Origin of the sequence: Catenulispora acidiphila DSM 44928, assembly GCF_000024025.1 — a bacterium.
In the GTDB taxonomy this organism is placed as follows: domain Bacteria; phylum Actinomycetota; class Actinomycetes; order Streptomycetales; family Catenulisporaceae; genus Catenulispora; species Catenulispora acidiphila.
The window spans coordinates 8,406,297-8,425,374 of sequence record NC_013131.1 but is presented as its reverse complement, the minus strand read 5'-3'; the positions used below and the strand labels follow the sequence as shown (position 1 = coordinate 8,425,374).

The window sequence follows — 19,078 nt, the reverse complement described above, 5'->3', positions numbered from 1 at the left end:
CGTGCGGGTGGAGGGGGTTGATATGCCCGAAGGAAACGAACCGTCCGACGACGGCTTCGACCGGTTCATGGCCGAGCGGTGGCCGCGCGTGGTGCGTTCGGCATTCCTGCTCACCGGCGACCGGCACGACGCCGAGGACCTCGCGCAAGCCGCGTTCGAGCGCGCGTGCGCCTCGTGGGGCAGGGTCCGGCGCGCCGACAACCCGGACGCGTACCTGCAACGCGTGCTCCTGAACTGCCATCGCGGACGCTTCCGCAAACGCCGGGTCCCGGAGTACCCGGTCGCCGCCGTTCCCGACGGGCTCCGGCTCGTCACGGACCACGCGGAGCAGCACGGCGAGCGCGACGTGCTGATGGCGGCGCTGAACGACCTCGCGCCCCGGCAGCGAGCCGTCATCGTCCTGCGGTACTACGAGGACCTCACCGAGGCGCAGGCGGCCGACGTCCTGCGGTGCTCGGTCGGAACGGTCAAGAGCCAGACGGCCAAGGCCCTGGCGCGCCTGCGGCAGCACGGCCAGATCCTGGAGTTCGCGGGTACGGCGAGCGCTGCGTCCAAGCGGCGGGAGGGGGCGGCATGAGCAGGGACCGCATAGACCGCATGGACCACAGTGCCGAAGACGGCGAACACGGCGTCGAGCCCGAGTCCGACCTCGAATCCGAATCCGAATCCGAATCCGAGTCCGACGAGGCTCTGCGCTCGCGCCTGCACGCCCGCGCCGACCTCGTCACGATCACCACGCCGCCGATCTCCGCGGTACGACGGCGCGCGCGGCAGCGGCGCAGGCGGCGCGGGATGGCGCAAGCGCTGTCGGGCGTCGTGGCCGCCTGCGCGGTGGTCGCCGGGATCGTCGCGTGGTCGCCCGGGCGGGATGACGCGGGCGGCCCGGCGCCGGCGAGCACGGTGGCGAGCTCGCCGTCGTTCCCGGGGACCGCACCGGGCGCGACGCACCCGACGGCTCCCTCGCCATCGCCGCCGCCGAGCTCGCGCTCCGCGTCGATCTCCGATTTTCTGCTGGCCTCCGATCTGGGAGCGGGGTGGGTTCCCGGTTCGGACGGCATGCCGATGGTGATGGACGAGGTCGAGATGACGTCGGCTGAAGACGCCTGCGACAACGGGGCCGTCAGGCAGGGGGCGCTCGAGCCGGCCCTGAGCTCCGTCTCGACCCAGGTGGAGAACTCGCCGCCGGGCAAGGCGACCAACAGCGTGATGGAAACGGTGTACAACTTCCGCGCCGGCGGCGGCGCGACCGCTATGCAGGAGATACGCGCGGCTCTCGAGACCGGCTGCGGAGCGCCGCAGACCACCAAGCTGCTGGCGTCCCCGCAGACGGTCGCCGACGAGGTGTTGGCGTACACCTTCGGCGACCACAGGGGAGTCGTCTTCGTCCGAAGCGGCGACCTGGTGGCGGCGACGGGGGTGGCCGTCGTCCCCTCGGGCCAGGAGGGCATCGCGTGGATTCAGGCGTTGGCGAAGGATGTGGCGGTCCGGCTCACGACCGGCTAGCGCCCGGCGGGCTGAAGTGCACTCTCTCCTTGTATCGAAAATCTGTTCGAGTATGATCCCCAACCGTGGAACCGCTCATCCCGCTCGCCCGTGCCGTGGCTTCCGAGGTCGACCGCCTCGGAGGCTTTCCCGCCGCCGTCCACATCGACGGCCCGCGGTCCGTGGTCGTGATCGAAGGACTCGCCGGCCCGGAGACCGCCGCCCGCATCCAGCACGCCCTGGGGCGGGTACGCCTGCGCGTGGAGGCGGACGGCGCCGGCCGGCTGCGCGTCTACCCGAGTTGAACGGGGGAGAGCGTGCCGCGCGCGCGAACGATCGCGAACGACCGAACAGCTTCCGCAGCGCGAATGGCTCCGGCGCCCCGAACAGCGCTAGCGCCGCGAACAACTCCCGCGCCGCAAACAGCTCCAGCGCTCCGAACACCCCCTGGCACGACGCCCGCCGCCTCCCCCGCCCGCCCCGCGACGCCCGCCGCGTCGAGCCGCGCGACGCGGCGATCTGGGTGCGCGTCGGCGGCCGCTGGCTCCCCGGCCACATCCAATGCTGGTTCGCCCACCGCGGCCGCTGGGCTTGCTGGCTGTCCTACCAAGCGGACCCGGCGCATCCCACCGTCGCCGCGATGTGGGGTCTGTTCGCCTACGAACCGGCCGCGATCCTCAGCCGCGCCGCCCACCCCACGCCACCAGAACAACCCTGACCGAACAGCGCTGAACGCGAAGCGCGCGACCCCGGCACGAAAACCGTGTCCAGGGCCGCGCGTCGTCAAGCGGACCGCTTACGGAAGCGTCCACTTCTGAGCGTTGGTGCCGTTGCAGTCATAGATCTGCACCTGCGTGCCCGACGCGGTGGTCGCACCGGGAACGTCCAGGCACTTGTTGGACTGCGGGTTGAGCAGCGACCCGTTCGACTGCGGGACGAACACCTGGGATCCGGTGCCGTTGCAGTCGTAGAGGTCGACCTTCGACCCGTTCGCCGTGCCGGCCGCGTACACGTCCAGGCACTTGCCCAGGACGTGCAGCGTGCTGCCCGCCTGGACCACCGACCACTGCTGCGCCGCGGATCCGTTGCAGGTGTAGATCTGCACCGGGTTGTAGTTCGCCGTGCTCGACGAGCGGTCGTCGAGGCAGATGTTCGAGCCGACGCCGGAGGTGATCGGACCGCTGCCGGGCGGGGGCGGCGGGTTGCCGCCGCCGTTGCCGGTGGTGGTGTACGCCGCGACGTAGTCCACGCGCATCGTGCCGCCGGAGGCGGTCGAGCCGGTCGGAGTCGTGCAGCCGCACACGCCGTTCGGGAAGGCGCCGCCCATCGCCAGGTCGAGGATGATCGACAGGTTGTGGTCGTAGGCCTGCTGCCAGGTGGAGGTGCCGACCTGCGACTCGTTCACCGAGAAGTACTGGCTGCCGTCGAGGTAGAACGCGATGGACTCGGCCGAGGTGTTCGTCCGGTCCAGGATCATGGTGTACGTGTGGAAGCCGGACTGGCAGCCGCCGCACGCCCGCAGGCCGCTGCCGATGCCGTTGCCCTCGTTGCACGGACCGCCCGGATCGACGCCGCAGTGGATGGTGCCGGCGACCTCGGACAGGGCGTTGACATCCTCCATGATGTCGATCTCGCCGTTCTCCGGCCACTGGCCCGGACCCAGCATCCAGAACGCCGGCCAGTAGCCCAGGCCTCCGGTCGGCTGCTGGATCGAGGCGGTGACCTCGAGCTTGCCGCCGGCCGGGGCGCCGACGTTGGCGCTGGTGGTCTGCACCCGCCCCGACGTCCAGTTGCTGCCGCTGCCCTGCGCCGTGATGTCCAGGTTGCCGCCGCCGTCGAGATGGACGTTGCTGGTCGAGTTCGTCATCGTCTCGATCTCGCCGGTGCCGAAGCTCGAGCCCGGACCGGTGTCGTACTTCCACTGGCCGTCGATGCCGCTGCCGGAGGCGCCGCCGAAGTCGTCGAGGAACACCTGGTTCCAGCCCGAGGGCGGCGGGGGCGCGGAGGCCTGCGCGGCGCCGTCCGGCGTCGCGGCCCAGGCCGCGAGCGCCACGGCGAGCGGCGCGGCCACGGCGGCCAGGCGCCGGAAGCGTTTGCGGGCGGTGCGGGGTGGTGACTGCTGTGGGGATGAAGACATGGGGGATCTCCTGGGTTGACGCACCACGAAGACTCGCGGACCAGGACTCGGGCCTGCGGCATCCGCAGCCCGGCCGTCATGCATCCGCGAGGTCTATACCATTGCGCGCGCAAGCTTCATGAAAGCGCTCTCACGGAGGGCTGTCCAGAACAGCGGACGAAGAATCTTGAGATTCCGGTAACGCGGGCCTTACCGCGAGGCCTCCTAGTGCGCCGTCGTTCTCGCGGGTACGGAAGGCCGGACCGGTCAGTCAGATGCCTGATACGGGACGGTTCAGACATGCTCAATCCCTTTTGGGTGGGCTGCGCCGGCGCCTCGTTTCCTCTGAGCGCGGATCCCGAGGACAGAGACGGGGAAACCGCGGTCTCCGAGGCAGTGCGCGGCCACGGTACGCTGGCCGTCGCGTCCGCGCTCGCTTGTTTGTACCGGAACTGTCACGAAGGCGGGTCCGGCCGAATTCTTCAGCAACCTCGGGGCACGACGTGACGTCTAGGTGGGTGTACGGAATTCCAGCGGGCCCGGCGTGCGCAGATGCACGGAACGTGATCGGCTCCCCGCACTTCGTGCTCGACATACGTCAAACGCTTTATACGTGGTCAGATACTGTAGCCCATTTCCAAGGAGGGACTCGTGGCACGTCAGCACGGCCGGGATGGTTCTGCGGGCGCCGCCCGTCGCGTCACCGTCCGGCCCGCGTGGCGTCGCGCCGCCCAGCTCACCGCGGTCGCCGCCGCGGCCACGCTGCTGGCGGCCGGCTGCGGCAGTTCGTCGGGCTCCAAGCCCTCGGCGGCGCATCCCGCCGGCAACGGCGCCAGTTCGGCGCCCGGCGCGGCGGGCGGCTCGAGCTCGTCGGCGCCGACCACGCCGTCGGTGCCGGCGACTCCGCTGGTGCTCAACGCCAAACCGGCCGACGGCACGACCGACGCCGACCCCTCGCAGGGGATCCAGCTCAGCGCCGCCGGCGGCAAGATCGAGTCGGTGAGCGCGCAGGACTCCAAGGGGAACAAGGTCGCCGGCACGCTCGCCGCCGACGGCTCCTCCTGGGCCTCCAGCGGGACGCTCAACATATCCAGCAGCTACACCGTGACCGGCAAGGCTCTGGACAGCACCGGCGCCGAGAAGGACATCTCGGCGAAGTTCACCACGCTGACCCCGCAGAAGCGGCTCGGACTGCAGAGCTACTTCCCGAACGACGGCACGACCGTCGGCGTCGGCCAGCCGGTGTCGGTGACCTTCACCAACCCGCCGAACGTCAAGGACCGCGCCAACGTCGAGAAGGCGATGACGGTCACCACCACGCCCCATGTCGAGGGCGCGTGGAGCTGGATCAGCGCGACCCAGGTCGACTGGCGCCCGCAGAACTACTGGGCCTCCGGCACCAAGGTCTCGGTGCAGATGAACCTCAACGGCGTCAAGGCCGGCGACATCACCTTCGGCTCGTTCACGAAGGGCTTCAACTTCACCGTCGGCCGCGACCAGCGCGCCGTGGTGGACACGAAGCACTACATGATGCACGTGTACCAGGACGGCAAGGACATCAAGGAGATCCCGACCGACACCGGTATGTCGGGATACAGCACCTGGGGCGGCACGATGGTGGTGCTCGACAAGGAGCCCATGATCGAGATGAAGTCCTGCTCGGTGCCGGGCTTCAGCTGCACCCCGGGGGTCGGTAACTACTACGACCTCAAGGTCTACAACGATGTCCACCTCACCAACTCGGGGACCTACATCCACCAGGCGGAGTGGGACAGCCACATCGGTACGGACAACACCTCCCACGGCTGCGTGCACTTGAAGCCCGCGGACGCGACCTGGTTCTACAACTTCATCCACGTCGGCGACCCGGTGACCATCAACGGCGAGCCCGACCAGGTGCACACCGGCAACGGCTTCACCGACTGGAACGAGAGCTGGAAGACCTGGCTCGCCGGTTCCGCCGCGGGGCTTTCGACCGCGGGGCAGTAAGCCGCCGCTGAGATTCACCGAGGACAAGGACTGGCCGCTCGCGCGAAGGCGCGGGCGGCCAGTTTCCTTTGTGGGCTATGGGTTTTGGCTTTGCGCGGCGGCGGGAACGCCCGCGCCGCCGCGTAGACGCCGCCCGCTACTCGAAGTCGACCTCCACCAGCAGATCGGCGGTCCGCTCCGGCTCGGCGAGCATCGCCGACACCAGGTGCCGCTGGTCCCAGCGCCCGGCGGCCCACGCCAGCCCGCGCGCCAGCCCGTCGAACGTGGAGGTGTGCACCACGCCGTCCGCGACGCGCCAGTCGACCTCCGTGCCGTCGGCCAGGATCAGGTCGTCGTGCTCGACGTAGGTGCCCGGGGCGTCGGGAAGCAGAGCCCTGACATCCTCCGGGACGTCGCGCACCTCGCCCGGCTCGTCGACGGCGGCGTCTATCACCTCCGAGGCCAGATCCAGATCCAGGAGGTCGGCCAGGGCCGTCGCGTGGCGCAGGGGGATCGGCAGGTAGGGGCGTCCGGCCAGCAGCGGCAACAGATCCGGGGCATCGACGACCACGACGTCGTTCGCGTCGGCCACGACCAGCTCGCCGTCCAACGTGGCGCGCAGGTGATCCGGCGGCGAGACCTGGTCGGCGGGTACCTCGGCGAGCGTGCAGTACAGATCGGTGAGCTGGCTGCGGGTCACCGACCGGTCCGGGTCGGCGAGGCGGTCGAGAAGCTCGTCCGGACCGCCCGGCGTCGCCAGCAGATCCAGGGCGGTGGTCTTGACGCCCAACGCGGTCAGGAACTCTGTGTCATTGGCGAGGGCTCCCGCGTCCGCCGGATCCAGCGGATCGTAGAGCCCTGACAAGGCGGTGTCGTCGCCGATGAGCAGATCGGCGGGGCACTTGTCGGCCAGGACCGGCGTGCGGCCCAGCCACCACGCGGTCGGCGAGGGCAGCGTCAGCTTGCCGCCGTCGGCCAGCGACAGCCGCGCCGAGCGGATCACCGCCTGCCGCAGCGCCGGGGTGCGCGCCAGCAGTTCCAGCGCCTGCGCCCACGCCTCGGCCCGCACCGTCTCCAGCCCTATGACGCCGGCCAGCTCGGCGAGCACCACCGGCGCGGAGTCGGGCGGACACAGTGATTCCACGTGCTCGGCCCAGTCCTCGAAGCCCTCCAGCTCCGTCAGCTCGTCGTCGAGCGTGTCGGGGTCGAGCAGGACGTCGGTGTCGCGCAGCAGCGGGAAGCCGTCGGGGACGCCGGCGGCGTGCAGGACCGCCGATCCCCAGCGCTCGACCCACTCGGCGGCGACGAACCCGTACAGCTCCGGGTCGACGATCCCGGCCAGCGCCGAGTCGGGCACGAGCAGCTCGCCGGCGGGCGTCAGGGCGCCGTCGGCCTCGGGCAGCAGCAGCCGCCCCAAGCCGAACCGCTCGCCGGGGCGCGGACCGGCGGCGCGGACCAGAGCCAGCACCGCCTCGGCGACCGCCAGCGGATCGGACGAGGCGTCGTCGTCGCCGAGCGGCACGGGGTCGTAGGCGTTGTCGACGGCTTGCAGCACCGCCGGATCGGCGAGCATCACGCGCGGCTCGGCCGGCTGCGCGCCCAGGCGCTCCAGCAGGCGCGCGCCGTCGCCGAGCGCGTGCGGGTGGATGACGCGCAGGCCGAGGGGAGTGAGGGCGGCCAGGGTGGCGTCGTCCAGGCCGGTGGCGGGCCGCAGCGTGCCGCGCGGTCCGCGCACGGTGCGGCCGTCGGCGAGCGGGACCGGCAGCGCCGAGAGCGCGTCGAAGGCCAGCGGGTCGTCGCCGGAGACGGCGTCCAGCGCGGTGTAGAGCGCGGACCACCACGCCGGCGGCCGGTCGAGCCCGGCGACGGCCTCGACGACGTCGCCGAGGCCGATGCCGCGGACGCCGAGGGTGGTCAGCGCCGCCTGGTCGCGCTCGAAGCCGGCGGGGAGCAGCCCGGGGATCACGTCGTCGAGGGCTGCGACGAGGGCTTCGGAGTTCGGGGTGAGGACGACGGCGTTGCGGGGGATGAGGAGAGCGGGGGGTTGGGGCGCTGCTTCGGGTGTTGTCGCTGGGCCTTCTGCCGCTTGGCTTTCCGCCGCCTCGCTTTCCGCCGCGTCGCTCGCAGTCTTCTCGTCTTTCGCGTCCGGCGCGGCTGCCGCGGGCAGGATCGGCGCCTGCGCCAGCAGCGTCACGATCCGGCGGCGCAGCTCGGCGTCCACCGGTCCGTCGGCGATCGGTCCGGGGACCAGCCGCAGCAGCCCCGGCGTCTTCGACGGCCAGTCGCGGACCAAGTCGGCATAGGCACCGGCGGCCCGGTCCAGCAGGAAGTCGGTCAGCGCGCCGGGAGCCAGGCGGCGCCGCGTCGGGTCCAGCGGCAGCGTCGCGATCAGCAGCGCGGGCAGGCCGAGCGGCTCGTCGGTGGGCGTCGGGCCGTGGAACACCGGGACGGTGGCGGGGCGGCGCGGCTCGTCGTCGGCGTCGCAGGGGACTGCCCACGTCAGTGCCCACGTGGGTCGCGCGCGTTCCTCTATCGGGCGGTCCGTCAACAGCTCAGGGTCTATCGGTCCGCTCGCCGAGGCGATGCGCCAGCGGGAGACCTCGGAGCCGTCGGTGATGGTGCACACGCCGTCGGGATCGCGGTCCGCCGTCAGTCGGCGCAGCTCGCCGTCGACGTCCACGACGATCTCGGACAGCGACGGGAGCGCGAGCAGCAGCGCGTCGTCCACGGCGGCGAGCAGGTTGCGGACCAGCTTGCGCGCCGCCTCGTCGCGCAGGGGGAGGACGACGGCGGTGTCGAAGCCCCGCGGCGGCTGCTCGTCGGCGGGGAAGGGGAGGCGCAGGACCGGGGTGCGGCCTTCGCGGCGCTGGAGTTCGGCGCGCAGGCCTGCGCTGCGCTCGGCGGCGCGCTCCACTTCGCGGCGGGCGTCGGCGGCGGAGAAGCGGACGCTGCCGTCGCGGGAGAGCACGGAGGGCTCGTCGCAGACGGCGAGGACGGCGGCGAAGCCGACGCCGAAGCGACCTACTGGCGATGCCGCCGTTGCTGCCGCTGCCGCCACTTCCGAAGCATCAGCCGGATCGTCCGCGCCGCCGGCATCCCCGACCTTCGCCGAGGCCCGCAGCGTGGACAGCCCGGTCACGCCGTCCGCGTCGAGCGGCGCGCCGACGTTCGCGGCGGTGAGGGTCTGGCCGTCCAGCGTCAGCCGCAATCGGCCGGGCACCTTCGCGCGCAGCGCGGCGTCGGCGGCGTTCTGCGCCAACTCCACGACCACCCGGTCCCGGTACCCGCCGAGGACGAGGTCTTCCTCAAGGTTGGCGTCCTCGCGGAAGCGCACCGGCGAGGCCACCCACGCCTCCAACACCCGGGCACGGATCGCTGCTGTCTCAAACGGATCGGTCACTCGCGGATTCTAGGTGCGAGCACCCACCAGCCGCTGACAACTCCAGCCGGGACCGACTACGCCGCCTGACTGCCCGCCTCGGCGACATACCCCGTCAGGCACTGATGGCAGATGATGTCGACCATCCGCTCCACCGAGTAATCCCGCCAGCGAGTGACGGGCTCCTCGAGCACCCGATTGCACAAGGTGTGCAGATGCGGCGGATCGTGGGCGTCATCGACGCGCACGACGTGCCAGAACTGGTCCTCGGTGCTGTCCGTGTCGAGATCGCGATCACGGGCGAGTTCATACGAGTAGCGGCTCACAGTCGGCACGATCCGCCGCCCCGCCCCCGGCGGCACCCCGGCAGCCCCGTCCGGTCGACAATGATGAAGCCCAAACTTGTAAACCCAAACTACCAAGCCTAGGCTGAGCATTGTGACCGAAGCCCAGCCGGAGCCCCGCCGCGAGACGGCCAACCACCTCCGCATCGCCATCGGAGCCTTCCGCCGCCGCGTAGACGAGGCCGCCATCGCCGGCGAACTGACCAATCCCCAACTCACCGCCCTCTCCCGCCTCGACCGCCTGGGCCCGATGACCACCACCGCCCTGGCCCGCCGCGAACAAATCACCCCCCAAGCCATGGGCACCACGATCTCCGGCCTCGAAAAACTAGGCCTGATCGCCCGCACCCCCCACACCACCGACGCCCGCCAATCCATCCTCACCCTGACCCCCGAAGGCCTCGCAGCCCTCCACACCGGCCGCAACGCCGTCACCGACAAGATCACCGCAGCCCTCGAAGAATCCTTCACCGACACCGACCTAGCCACCCTCACCGCCGCCGCCTCCCTCATCGAACGCCTCGCGGAGCTGCTCTGAGGGCACTGCCACCCGCACAAGCCCACGCCACCGCGCAACAGGTCGCGCCGCCCGCATCGCCCGAACCAGTCAGCACCACCCGCGCCGCCCCACGCGATCCGCGCTCCCTGGTCTGCCCGCATCAGCCAGCACGATCCGCGCTGCCCCACGCGATCCCCGCAGCCTCGTGCTGCCCGCACCACCGCACTGCCCGAACCAGCCAGCACCACCCGCGCCGGCCCACGCGATCCCCGCTGCCCTGGGCTGCCCGCGCCACCGCACCGATCTGCCCACCTGGCCTACCCGCGCCGATCTGCTCTGGTCGCACTGCCTGTGCCACCTGCGCCACCGGCAACCGACCCGCACTGCCGCGCGCGCCCCGCTTCGCTCGCGCCATCGCTTGCTTCGCACCACTCGCACCGCCCCCGAGGAGCCCCCATGCCCGCCTCGCCCGAGGCACCCGCACCCGCGACAACTCCCGCGCCGCCGCCCTCGACCCCGAACCCCTTCTCCTGGCGCTTCACCACTCCGCTGTTCCTCGGCTCAGCGCTCAATCCCGTCAACAGTTCGCTGATCGCGACCGCGCTGCTGCCGATCGCGCGCGGCGTCGGCGTGCCGATCGGGCAGACCGCGGCGCTCGTCACCGCGCTCTACCTCGCGAGTGCGATCGCGCAGCCGACTGCGGGCAAGGCGGCCGAGGTCTTCGGGCCGCGGCGCGTGTTCCTCGCCGGCATCCTTCTGGTCGCGGTAGGTGGGATAACCGGTGGCTTCGCTCAGGGCCTGCTCACCCTTGTCGTCAGCAGAGTCCTGATCGGCCTCGGCACCTCCTGCGCCTATCCGACCGCCATGCTGCTGATCCGCCGTCGTGCCCGCGATGCCGGTCTCGGCAATCCGCCGGGTGCCGTGCTCGGCGGATTGCAGATCGCGGGGATCGCCACCGCGTCGCTCGGGCTGCCGATCGGGGGTGCGCTGGTCGGGTGGTTCGGGTGGCGGTCGGTGTTCTTCGCCAACGTGCCGGTCGCGTTGGTTGCGCTGGCTGCGACGTTGACGTGGGTCTCGCCCGACGGGCCGCTTCAGCGTCCGTTGCGGTGGCGGGAGGTGGCCGCGCGCCTCGATGCGGTCGGCATCGCGGGGTTCGCCGCTGCCATGATCGCGTTGCTGCTGTTCCTGTTCTCGCTCCCGACGACGCATTGGTACCTGCTAGGCATATCCGTGGTCCTGTGGATCGCGCTCGTGTTCTGGGAGCTGCGCGCCGCGGCGCCCTTCCTCGACGTCCGCATGCTCGCGTCCAACAAGGCGCTGACTCGCACCTATCTACGCTTCGGCCTCGCCATGCTGTGCCTGTACGTGGTCCTGTACGGCGTCACGCAATGGGTCGAAGGCGTCCGCGGCCTCAGCGAGACCCAAGCCGGGCTGCTCCTGCTCCCCATGACGCTCGTCTCCGGCCTCATCGTCTCGCCGGTCTCGCGCCGCAACCTGGTGCGCGGGCCCGTCATCGCCGCGGCGGTCGCGTGCGTCGTCGGCGCGGTGGGGACGCTCGTCCTCAGCGCCTCCGCCTGGATCGGCTGGGTCGTGGTGCTCACGCTCGTCTTCGGGCTGGTCATGGGTTTCGCCGCCGCAGGCAATCAGACCGCGCTCTACGCGCAGGCGCCCGCCGATCAGCTCGGCACGGCAGCCGGACTCCTGCGCACCTTCGGCTACGTCGGCTCGATCGCCTCCTCGGCCATCACCGGCATCGTCTTCCACACCAGCGTCACCGACCACGGCGTCCACCTGATCGCCTGGATCATGATCGGCGTCAGTGTCGTGCTGCTCCTGGTCTCCGTCCTGGACCGCACGCTCCCGAAGCGGACAGCGGCCTAGGCCCAAACGGGCTCCTCCTCCAGCGCCACCTCGAACCACACCACCTTCCCGTTCGCCGTCCGGCTCACGCCCCACCGCTGCGCCAGCTGACTGACCAGGAACAACCCCCGCCCGCCCTCGTCCAGATCGCCGGCCTCCAACAGGATCGGCAGGAAGTGGTCGTCGTCGCGCACCTCGCAGAGCAGCGTGCGCGTGCGCAGCAGCCGCAGCTCGATCGGCCCGTGCGCGTAGCGGACCGCGTTCGTCACCAGCTCCGTGGCCAGCAGCTCGGTGGTGTCCCGCACGCTCTCCGGCAGGTCCCACCCCGCCATCGCCCGCCGCACCAGCCCGCGCGCCCGCGGCACCGTCGGCGGCAGCGGCGCCAACAGCCAGTTCGCGATGCTCTCCGCCGGAATCCCCTTCAGCCGCGCGGCGAGCAGCGCGACGTCGTCCTCGTGCTTGTCCCCGTCGAGCATCGTCAGCAGCGTGTCGCACAGCGCCTCGGGATCGGCGTCCGGCCGCGCCGCCAGCTCCAGACATTCGCCGAGGGCCGCAATCCGGTCGTCGATGTCGTCGCCGCGCGCCTCGACCAGACCGTCGGTGTACAGCACCAGGACGTCCCCGTCGCGGATCGGGATCTCGGCGGTGTCGAACGCCACGCCCCCGACCCCTATCGGCGCGCCGCTGGGCACCTCGACCCGCTCCACCCGGCCGTCGGCGCGCACCAGCATCGGCGCCAGATGCCCGGCGTTGGCGATGACGCAGCACGACGCGATCGGGTCGTAGACCGCGTACAAGCACGTCGCCAGATGGTCGTCGCCGAGTTGCAGCGCCAAACTGTCGAGCTGGCGCAGCAGCTGCCCCGGCGGCAGGTCCAGCGCGGCCAGCGTCTGCACCGCGATCCGCAGATGCCCCATCACCGCCGCCGAGCGCACGCCGTGCCCCATCACGTCGCCGATCACGATCGCCACCCGGCTCCCCGGCAACGCGATCGTGTCGAACCAGTCGCCGCCGACCTCGACCGCCGGATTCGCCGGCAGATACCGGTGCGCGACCTCGACCCCGGCCAGCGTCGGCGGCGCCGTCGGCAGTACCCCGCGCCGGAACTCCGCGGCCGTGGCCACCTGCCCGCGGAACAGCCGCGCGTTGTCCACGCCGAGCGCCACCTGCGCGGCCAGCTGCCCGACGGTCAGCACGTCCACCTCGTCGAACTCCGCGCGCTCCGGACGCCGCGTCAGCGCCACGCAGCCCAGCACCCGGCCGCGCACCACGATCGGCACCGCCAGATATGCGCGCTCGGCGACCAGCGGATACAAGTCGCCGGGGGAGTGGGACAGCGCCATCGCCACGGCCCGGTCCGGCGTGACCCGGTCCAGCTGCACCGGCGTCCCGGTGGCCATCGCCTCGTGGCAGGGGCTCGTGGCGTGCATGATCTGCACCGCGCCCTCCGGCACCAGCGACAGCCAGCGCTCCGGCGGCTCGTCATGCGCCACCGCCACGCGCCGCACCAGGCTGGACGCCGTCGCGCCGGGCGCCGGCGGAGCCGGGGCGCCGTCCACGAACAAGGCGTCCAGCAGGTGCACCGAGGCGAAGTCGGCGAGCCGCGGGACCAGCGCGGCGGCGAACTGCACCGCGATCGCCACCATGTCCGTGCCGGCGCCGATCCGGTCCGTCGCCTCGTTCAGGAACGACAGATGGTCCCGCAGATCGATCTTGTACGTCAGCACTCCGTTGTGCCCGTGCTCTGATTCGTGCACTTATACGTTGCTCTCGCTCCGGCCCGATACTGGTGTGCGGAGTCTAGGACTGTCTGTCCGCCTTGCGGCAGAGAAAGAACATCTGGATCTCCGGTTGCGCCGAAGAAGTCTCCGGCGCGTAAGAAAGCACCTGCTCGTGCTCGATGGTGAATCCGGACTCTGTCAACACCGACCGTAAGTCGCCGCGCAGGTAGCCGGTCACCCGGACCCGGCTATCCAGAAAGGCGATCGGGACGTCGTCCACATCCGCCTCCACCATGGCCACCGCGAACCAACCGCCGCAGACCAGTGCTTCATGGATCAAACCCAGTGCCGCGTGCACTTGCCCGCGCGGCAGGTGGAGTAAGGAGAAGAAGGCGGTCACCGCCTCGTAGCGGGGATCGGTGACGTCCAGATCGAGGACGTCGCCGAGCACGAACTCCGCCTCCGGCACGTTCCCCCGCGCGATCTCGATCATCCGCGGCGAGATGTCCAGACCGGCGACCCGGCAGCCGGCGTCAGCCAGCTGCCGCGCGGTCGGCAACCCGGTACCGGTGCCCACGTCCAACACCCGCGCGCCGACTGGCAACCGCTCCAGCAACATCGTGACCACCGCGAGCTGTCCCTCCTTGTGCGGGAAGGCCTCGTCGTAGCGCGCGCCGATGGCGTCGTAGGCGCGTGCCTGCGCCTGCTCCCGCTCGACCCACGCCTGATCCGCACTACCGGCCAGACCCTCACGGGGGGACGCGCCCGGCTTCCCGATCACCATGTGTTCCCTCGACTCGCGGCACCAGACCTGTCACAGGCCGGTCGCAAAGGACTACCGGCCTCCGTATTATCAATGGTCTTCATTTCCGTGGGAAAGGGTGGGACTAGATGGGCATGGACGCGCACCACAGCCGTCGCTCGTTCGTCCGGGCCGTGAGCGTGGGAGCCCTGGCCGTCGGCTTCGACACCACCTCCCGGGCCTGGGCCGCGCAGGCTCCCCAAGGCGCCGCGGCGGACTTCCGGCGCGCCCCGCACCTGGACGGCCGCCTGCTCATCGCCCCGGCGGACCTGGCGCCCTACGAGGACGACTTCGGCCACCTGGTCCACCGCACGCCGCGCGCGGCGCTGCTCCCCGGCTCGGTCCGCGACATCGCCGCGATGATCGCCTTCTGCGGCCCGCTCGGCATCCCGGTCGCCCCGCGCGGCCAGGGCCACCAGGCCTTCGGCCAGGCGCAGGCCGCCGACGGCCTGATCGTCGATCTGGGCCCGCTGGCCGCGATCAGCGTCGACCCGGCGACGAGCACCGCGACGGTCGGCGCCGGCGCGGTGTGGAGCGCGGTGCTGGCCGCGAGCCTGGCCCACGGCCTCACCCCGCCGGTGTTCACCGACTACATCGAGCTCTCGGTCGGCGGCACGCTGTCCGCCGGCGGCGTCGGCGGCGCCTCGCACCACCACGGCGCGCAGGTCGACAACGTCGTGCAGCTCGAGGTCGTCACCGGCACCGGACAGATCCGGACCTGCTCGGCGACCCGCGACGCGGACCTGTTCCACGCCGCGCTGTCCGGCCTCGGCCAGGTCGGCGTCATCACCCGCGCGGTGATCCGCCTGGTCCCGGCGCCGACGTCGGTGCGCAGCTACTCGCTGGTCTACCCGAGCGTGGCAGCCCTCACCGCGGCGCAGCGCAAGGCCGTCGGCGACGGCCGCTTCGACTGGCTGGAGGGCACGATCCTGCCGGCGGGCGGCGGCTGGCTGTACCTCCTCGAGGGATCAGCGTTCTACGACGCGACCCCGCCGGACGACAATGCCCTGATCGGCGACCTCGGCTCCATCGGCGCGCCGCAGATCCAGGACTCCGCGTACGTCGACTTCGTGGACGACCTGGCGCCGACCGTGGCCGCCCTGAAGGCCAGCGGCGAGTGGTACGACCCGCACCCGTGGTTCAACGGCTTCCTCCCCGACACCGCCGCCGACGCGCTGGTCACCGCCACCATGGACGCCACCACACCAGCCGACCTCGGCGCGAGCGGCCTGGTCCTGCTGTATCCGGTCCCGACGGCGAAGTTCACGACGCCGCTGCTCTCGGTCCCGGACGGCGAGATCGCCTTCCTGTTCGCGGTCCTGCGCACGGCGGCCCCGGACGGCGGCGCGCTCCCGGCCGCGGCGCAGCTGCGGGAGAACCGCGACCTTTACCTGCGCGTGCAGGCCGCGGGCGGCAAGCAGTACCCGGTCGGCGCGATCCCGATGACGCCTAGCGACTGGCGGACGCAGTACGGCGCGCGCTGGCAGGCGTTCCGGGCGGCGAAGCGGCGCTTTGATCCGCACGGGATTCTGGCGCCGGGACAGGGGATTTTCGCACCTGCGTAGCCGCTGAGCGGATGAGGGGGTGGCTCGCGAGAAGCCACCTTCCCAGGGCCCTGATGAAGTGCTATTTCAATCAGTGCGCCACCCCCACATCCCCCTCCTCCCATGGAGGCACTCAGTGTTCAAAACCCACCTTTCGCGCGGCCTGCTCAGCGTCGCGGCGGCGGTCACCGCCGTCGTCACGCTCCTGGGCGCCAACGCCTCGGCGACCGCCGCCGACCACTACGTGGCGCTGGGCGACTCGTACTCCTCCGGCGTCGGTGCCGGGAGCTACATCTCGTCCAGTGGCAGCTGCGACCGCAGCACCAACGCCTACTCCCAGCTGTGGGCCAACAGCCGCCACCCGGCCAGCTACGTCTCCGTCGCCTGCTCCGGCGCCACCACGCAGGACGTGCTGAACAACCAGATCTCCGCACTGAGCAGCAGCACGACCCTGGTCAGCATCACCATCGGCGGCAACGACGTCGGCTTCTCCTCGGTGATGGAGACCTGCGTCCTGGACTCCAGCAGCACCTGTCTGAACGCGATCAACGCCGCGGTCGCGCAGGCCAAGACGATCCTTCCGGGCCGGCTGGCGACCACCTTCGCCGCGATCCGCAGCGCCGCGCCGTCCGCTCATGTGGTGGTCCTGGGCTACCCCGAGCTCTACGACCTGGGCCACTCCTGGTACTGCCCCGGGTTGTCCGGTACCGACCGCACCGCGCTGAACAACGCCGCGGACCTGCTCGACACCCAGATCGCCGCCGCCGCCGCGAACGCCGGCGACACCTTCGCCGACGTCCGCAGCCGGTTCCACGGCCACGAACTGTGCGACTTCTTCAACGAGTGGCTGCACTCCGTGGACGTCACCGACGTCGGCGACTCCTACCACCCGACCGCCTCCGGGCAGAGCGGCGGCTACTACGCGGCGTTCAGCGCCGTGGCGCCGTGACCCGGCAACCGGGCAGCCAGCAATCAGTAGCCAGTAACCAGTAATCAGTAGCCAGCAACGCTCCCGGTCACTTCGACGGCGGCAGGGTTCCCGGATCCACGTCGAGCCCTGCCGCGACGCCGTCGTGGTGCGCCAGCTGCTCCTGCAACCGCTCGCCCTCGATGTCCGGGTCGGGCACGTACTTGGCGAACCACTGCGGGTGGTACCAGAAGCCCGATTTCGCCAGCGCCATCACCGCCGGGACGAGCGTCAGCCGGACGACGAACGCGTCCAGGAACACGCCGGCGGCGAAGCTGAACCCGATCGCCTTGATCGTCGGGGTCGGCGAGACGATGAACGCCACGAAGATCGAGAACATGATCAGCGCGGCCGCCGTCACCACGCGGGACGCCGTGCCAGCGCCGCGCCGCACGGCCTCGACCGCGTGCCCGTTCTTCGTGAAGTCCTCCTTGATCCGGCTGACGACGAACACCTCGTAGTCGCTGGACAGGCCGAAGATGATGGCGATCATGATGATCGGCAGGAAGCTGATGGTCTCGGACTTGGTGATGTTGAAGATCTTCTCGCCCCAGCCCCACTGGAACAGCGCGACCTGGAGCCCGAACGCCGCGCCGACCGACAGCAGGAAGCCGATGATCGACTTGATCGGCACCCAGATGGTGCGGAAGGCGAACGTCAGCAGGATGAACGCCAGGCCGACCACGACGGCCAGGAACACCGGCAGCGCCGAGGACAGCTTCGCGGACACGTCGATGTTCGACGCCGTGACGCCGCCGACCAGGATGGTCGCCCCGGTGCCGGCGGCGATCGCGGTGCGGTTGTCGCGCAGGTGGTGCACCAGGGTCGCGGTCGCCGGGTCGTTCGGCCCGGTGGTCGGCACGACGCGGATCACCGCCGTGCTGTTCTGCATCGCCGCCGGCGTGGACGCCGCGACCCCGGGCTGCTTGGCGAGCCCGGCGGAGATCTGCGACACCTGCTGCTGGGACTGCACCCCGTCGGCCACGACCAGCAGCGGGCCGTTGAAGCCGGGCCCGAAGTTCGCGGTGATGATGTCGTAGGCCTTGCGCGAGGTGTCGCTCTTGGGGTTCGAATCCGCCCCGGGCAGGCCGAGCTCCACCTGGGTGGCCGGCAGCGCCAGCAGCACCAGCGCCGCCACGCCGACGATCAGCACGGGGATCCGGTGGCGGACGACGAACCGGGCCCAGCGCCAGCCGTGCGCCTTCTCCGGGTCCTCGACGGTCTGCTGCGCGATGCGCCGGGAGTGCTCCTTGCCGAAGGGGAAGCGTGAGAAGTTCTTGATCCGCAGGCCCGCGAACCCGAGCATCGCCGGGACCAGCGTCAGGGAGATCACCAGCGCCAGGAACACCGCGCCGGCGGCGGCCACACCCATGATCGTCAGGAACGGGATGCCGACGACCGCCAGTCCGCACAGCGCGATGATGACCGTGGCGGCGGCGAACACCACCGAGCCGCCCGCCGTGCCCGCGGCCAGTCCGACCGCCTGGTCCGGCGGCATTCCGCGCAGCACGCCGTCCCGGTGCCGGGCGATGATGAACAGCCCGTAGTCGATGCCGCAGGACAGTCCCAGCATGATCGCGACGGTCGTCGAGGTGGAGGCGATGGTCATCACCGCGGCCAGCGCGGTGACCGCCATGACCGTGGTCAGCACGCCGATGACGGCCGTCATGATCGGCAGCCCGGCGGCGACCAGCGAGCCGAAGGTGATCAGCAGGATGATGAAGGCGATGATGAGCCCGACGAGTTCGGGCAGTTCCGAGGGCACGACCCGCCACCCCGGATACACGCTGCCGTTGTACTCGACCTGCACTCCCGCCGCCTGAGCCGGAGCCACGGCGGTCTTCACCATGTCCAGCGCGGAGTCCTTGATGTCCGGCGGCTGCTGGCTCCACTGCAGGTTGCCCAGAGCCACCTGGCCGTTCTGCGAGATCGGACCGCCCTGGAACGGGTCCGCGGACTGCACGACCCCGGGCACCTTCGCCAGGTTCGCCACCGACTGTTCGATGCCGGCCTTGGGACCGGAGTCCGTGACCTTGGTACCGGGGGGCACCGCGAACACGACGGTGGTCTGGGCGCCGCTGAGCGCCGGCAGCTTGACCTCCAGCAGATCCGTGACGTGCTGGGACTCGGTGCCCGGAATGGTGAACTCGTCATTGGTCTTGCCGCCGCTGGCTCCGGCCACCACGATCATGGCCACGACCAGGATCAGCCACAGCGCGAGCACCCGCCGCCGGTGATGGAACGACCAGCGCGCGATCCGGAACAGATAGGTCGACACCTTCGCAGCATCGAGCGCGCCGGCCGAGCGCGCAGTCCGGGATGAGCCATCCGGGAGGTCGGGAGAGCAGAACACGCTCATCGGCGGTTCGCTGGAGTGTTCTACGGTTCTGCTGTTC

General features: G+C 71.0%; 15 protein-coding genes. 9 read left to right on the top strand and 6 right to left on the bottom strand.

The window, feature by feature from the left end; genetic code table 11:
• The first annotated feature begins 22 nt into the window (after positions 1–22).
• From CACI_RS35880 to CACI_RS35865, 4 genes are all read left to right on the top strand, one after another.
• Complete coding sequence (locus tag CACI_RS35880; protein WP_015795805.1) at positions 23–577, top strand: SigE family RNA polymerase sigma factor; 555 nt, start codon at positions 23–25, stop codon at positions 575–577.
• A complete protein-coding gene (locus CACI_RS35875) occupies positions 574–1,503 on the top strand; it encodes a hypothetical protein (RefSeq protein ID WP_015795804.1) in 930 nt (309 codons plus the stop codon). Before CACI_RS35880 ends, CACI_RS35875 begins: the two co-directional genes overlap by 4 nt.
• Before the next feature lie 65 nt (positions 1,504–1,568).
• Complete coding sequence (locus CACI_RS35870; RefSeq protein WP_015795803.1) at positions 1,569–1,787, top strand: hypothetical protein; 219 nt, start codon at positions 1,569–1,571, stop codon at positions 1,785–1,787.
• Complete coding sequence (locus tag CACI_RS35865) at positions 1,784–2,200, top strand: hypothetical protein (RefSeq protein ID WP_015795802.1); 417 nt, start codon at positions 1,784–1,786, stop codon at positions 2,198–2,200. The genes CACI_RS35870 and CACI_RS35865 overlap by 4 nt, the downstream gene beginning before the upstream one ends.
• A gap of 78 nt (positions 2,201–2,278) precedes the next feature.
• Here CACI_RS35865 and CACI_RS35860 read toward each other — a convergent pair whose 3' ends face one another.
• Positions 2,279–3,619: a glycoside hydrolase family 16 protein gene (locus CACI_RS35860; RefSeq protein ID WP_015795801.1), complete on the bottom strand. Its 1,341-nt coding sequence runs from the start codon at positions 3,617–3,619 to the stop codon at positions 2,279–2,281.
• A 630-nt stretch (positions 3,620–4,249) separates the two neighbouring features.
• On the opposite strand from CACI_RS35860, the gene CACI_RS35855 reads away from it, so the two are divergent.
• A complete protein-coding gene (locus tag CACI_RS35855; RefSeq protein ID WP_015795799.1) occupies positions 4,250–5,587 on the top strand; it encodes a L,D-transpeptidase in 1,338 nt (445 codons plus the stop codon).
• A gap of 136 nt (positions 5,588–5,723) precedes the next feature.
• Here CACI_RS35855 and CACI_RS51700 read toward each other — a convergent pair whose 3' ends face one another.
• The gene (locus tag CACI_RS51700; RefSeq protein WP_041540672.1) at positions 5,724–8,966 is read right to left on the bottom strand and encodes a hypothetical protein; all 3,243 of its coding nucleotides are present in this window, start codon (positions 8,964–8,966) and stop codon (positions 5,724–5,726) included.
• 56 nt (positions 8,967–9,022) lie between these two features.
• Positions 9,023–9,271, bottom strand: coding sequence for a hypothetical protein (locus CACI_RS35845; RefSeq protein ID WP_041540671.1), 249 nt, complete (start codon positions 9,269–9,271; stop codon positions 9,023–9,025).
• A gap of 112 nt (positions 9,272–9,383) precedes the next feature.
• On the opposite strand from CACI_RS35845, the gene CACI_RS35840 reads away from it, so the two are divergent.
• Both CACI_RS35840 and CACI_RS35835 read left to right on the top strand, forming a co-directional pair.
• A complete protein-coding gene (locus CACI_RS35840) occupies positions 9,384–9,827 on the top strand; it encodes a MarR family winged helix-turn-helix transcriptional regulator (RefSeq protein WP_015795796.1) in 444 nt (147 codons plus the stop codon).
• A 417-nt stretch (positions 9,828–10,244) separates the two neighbouring features.
• Positions 10,245–11,669, top strand: a complete 1,425-nt coding sequence (locus CACI_RS35835) for an MFS transporter (protein WP_015795795.1) — start codon at positions 10,245–10,247, stop codon at positions 11,667–11,669.
• Here the strand turns inward: CACI_RS35835 and CACI_RS35830 are convergent.
• Both CACI_RS35830 and CACI_RS35825 read right to left on the bottom strand, forming a co-directional pair.
• Positions 11,666–13,405: an ATP-binding SpoIIE family protein phosphatase gene (locus CACI_RS35830; RefSeq protein ID WP_015795794.1), complete on the bottom strand. Its 1,740-nt coding sequence runs from the start codon at positions 13,403–13,405 to the stop codon at positions 11,666–11,668. The genes CACI_RS35835 and CACI_RS35830 overlap by 4 nt on opposite strands.
• A gap of 43 nt (positions 13,406–13,448) precedes the next feature.
• Positions 13,449–14,153, bottom strand: a complete 705-nt coding sequence (locus CACI_RS35825) for a class I SAM-dependent DNA methyltransferase (protein ID WP_015795793.1) — start codon at positions 14,151–14,153, stop codon at positions 13,449–13,451.
• A gap of 107 nt (positions 14,154–14,260) precedes the next feature.
• Here CACI_RS35825 and CACI_RS35820 point away from each other — a divergent pair, with 107 nt between their 5' ends.
• A complete protein-coding gene (locus CACI_RS35820; protein WP_015795792.1) occupies positions 14,261–15,736 on the top strand; it encodes an FAD-binding protein in 1,476 nt (491 codons plus the stop codon).
• Positions 15,737–15,851: 115 nt separating this feature from the next.
• The gene (locus CACI_RS35815) at positions 15,852–16,664 is read left to right on the top strand and encodes an SGNH/GDSL hydrolase family protein (RefSeq protein ID WP_015795791.1); all 813 of its coding nucleotides are present in this window, start codon (positions 15,852–15,854) and stop codon (positions 16,662–16,664) included.
• A 67-nt stretch (positions 16,665–16,731) separates the two neighbouring features.
• On the opposite strand, the gene CACI_RS35810 is transcribed toward CACI_RS35815, so the two are convergent.
• Entirely contained in the window at positions 16,732–18,960 is a 2,229-nt protein-coding gene (locus tag CACI_RS35810; RefSeq protein WP_015795790.1) for an MMPL family transporter, read from the bottom strand.
• Positions 18,961–19,078: the final 118 nt, after the last annotated feature.

Excerpts from the sequence above, each read along its gene's own strand:
- CACI_RS35835 (WP_015795795.1), top strand. The coding sequence starts at position 10,245 with ATGCCCGCCTCGCCCGAGGCACCCGCACCCGCGACAACTCCCGCGCCG.
- CACI_RS35880 (WP_015795805.1), top strand. The coding sequence starts at position 23 with ATGCCCGAAGGAAACGAACCGTCCGACGACGGCTTCGACCGGTTCATG.
- CACI_RS35820 (WP_015795792.1), top strand. The coding sequence starts at position 14,261 with ATGGGCATGGACGCGCACCACAGCCGTCGCTCGTTCGTCCGGGCCGTG.
- CACI_RS35825 (WP_015795793.1), bottom strand. The coding sequence starts at position 14,153 with ATGGTGATCGGGAAGCCGGGCGCGTCCCCCCGTGAGGGTCTGGCCGGT.
- CACI_RS35860 (WP_015795801.1), bottom strand. The coding sequence starts at position 3,619 with ATGTCTTCATCCCCACAGCAGTCACCACCCCGCACCGCCCGCAAACGC.
- CACI_RS35875 (WP_015795804.1), top strand. The coding sequence starts at position 574 with ATGAGCAGGGACCGCATAGACCGCATGGACCACAGTGCCGAAGACGGC.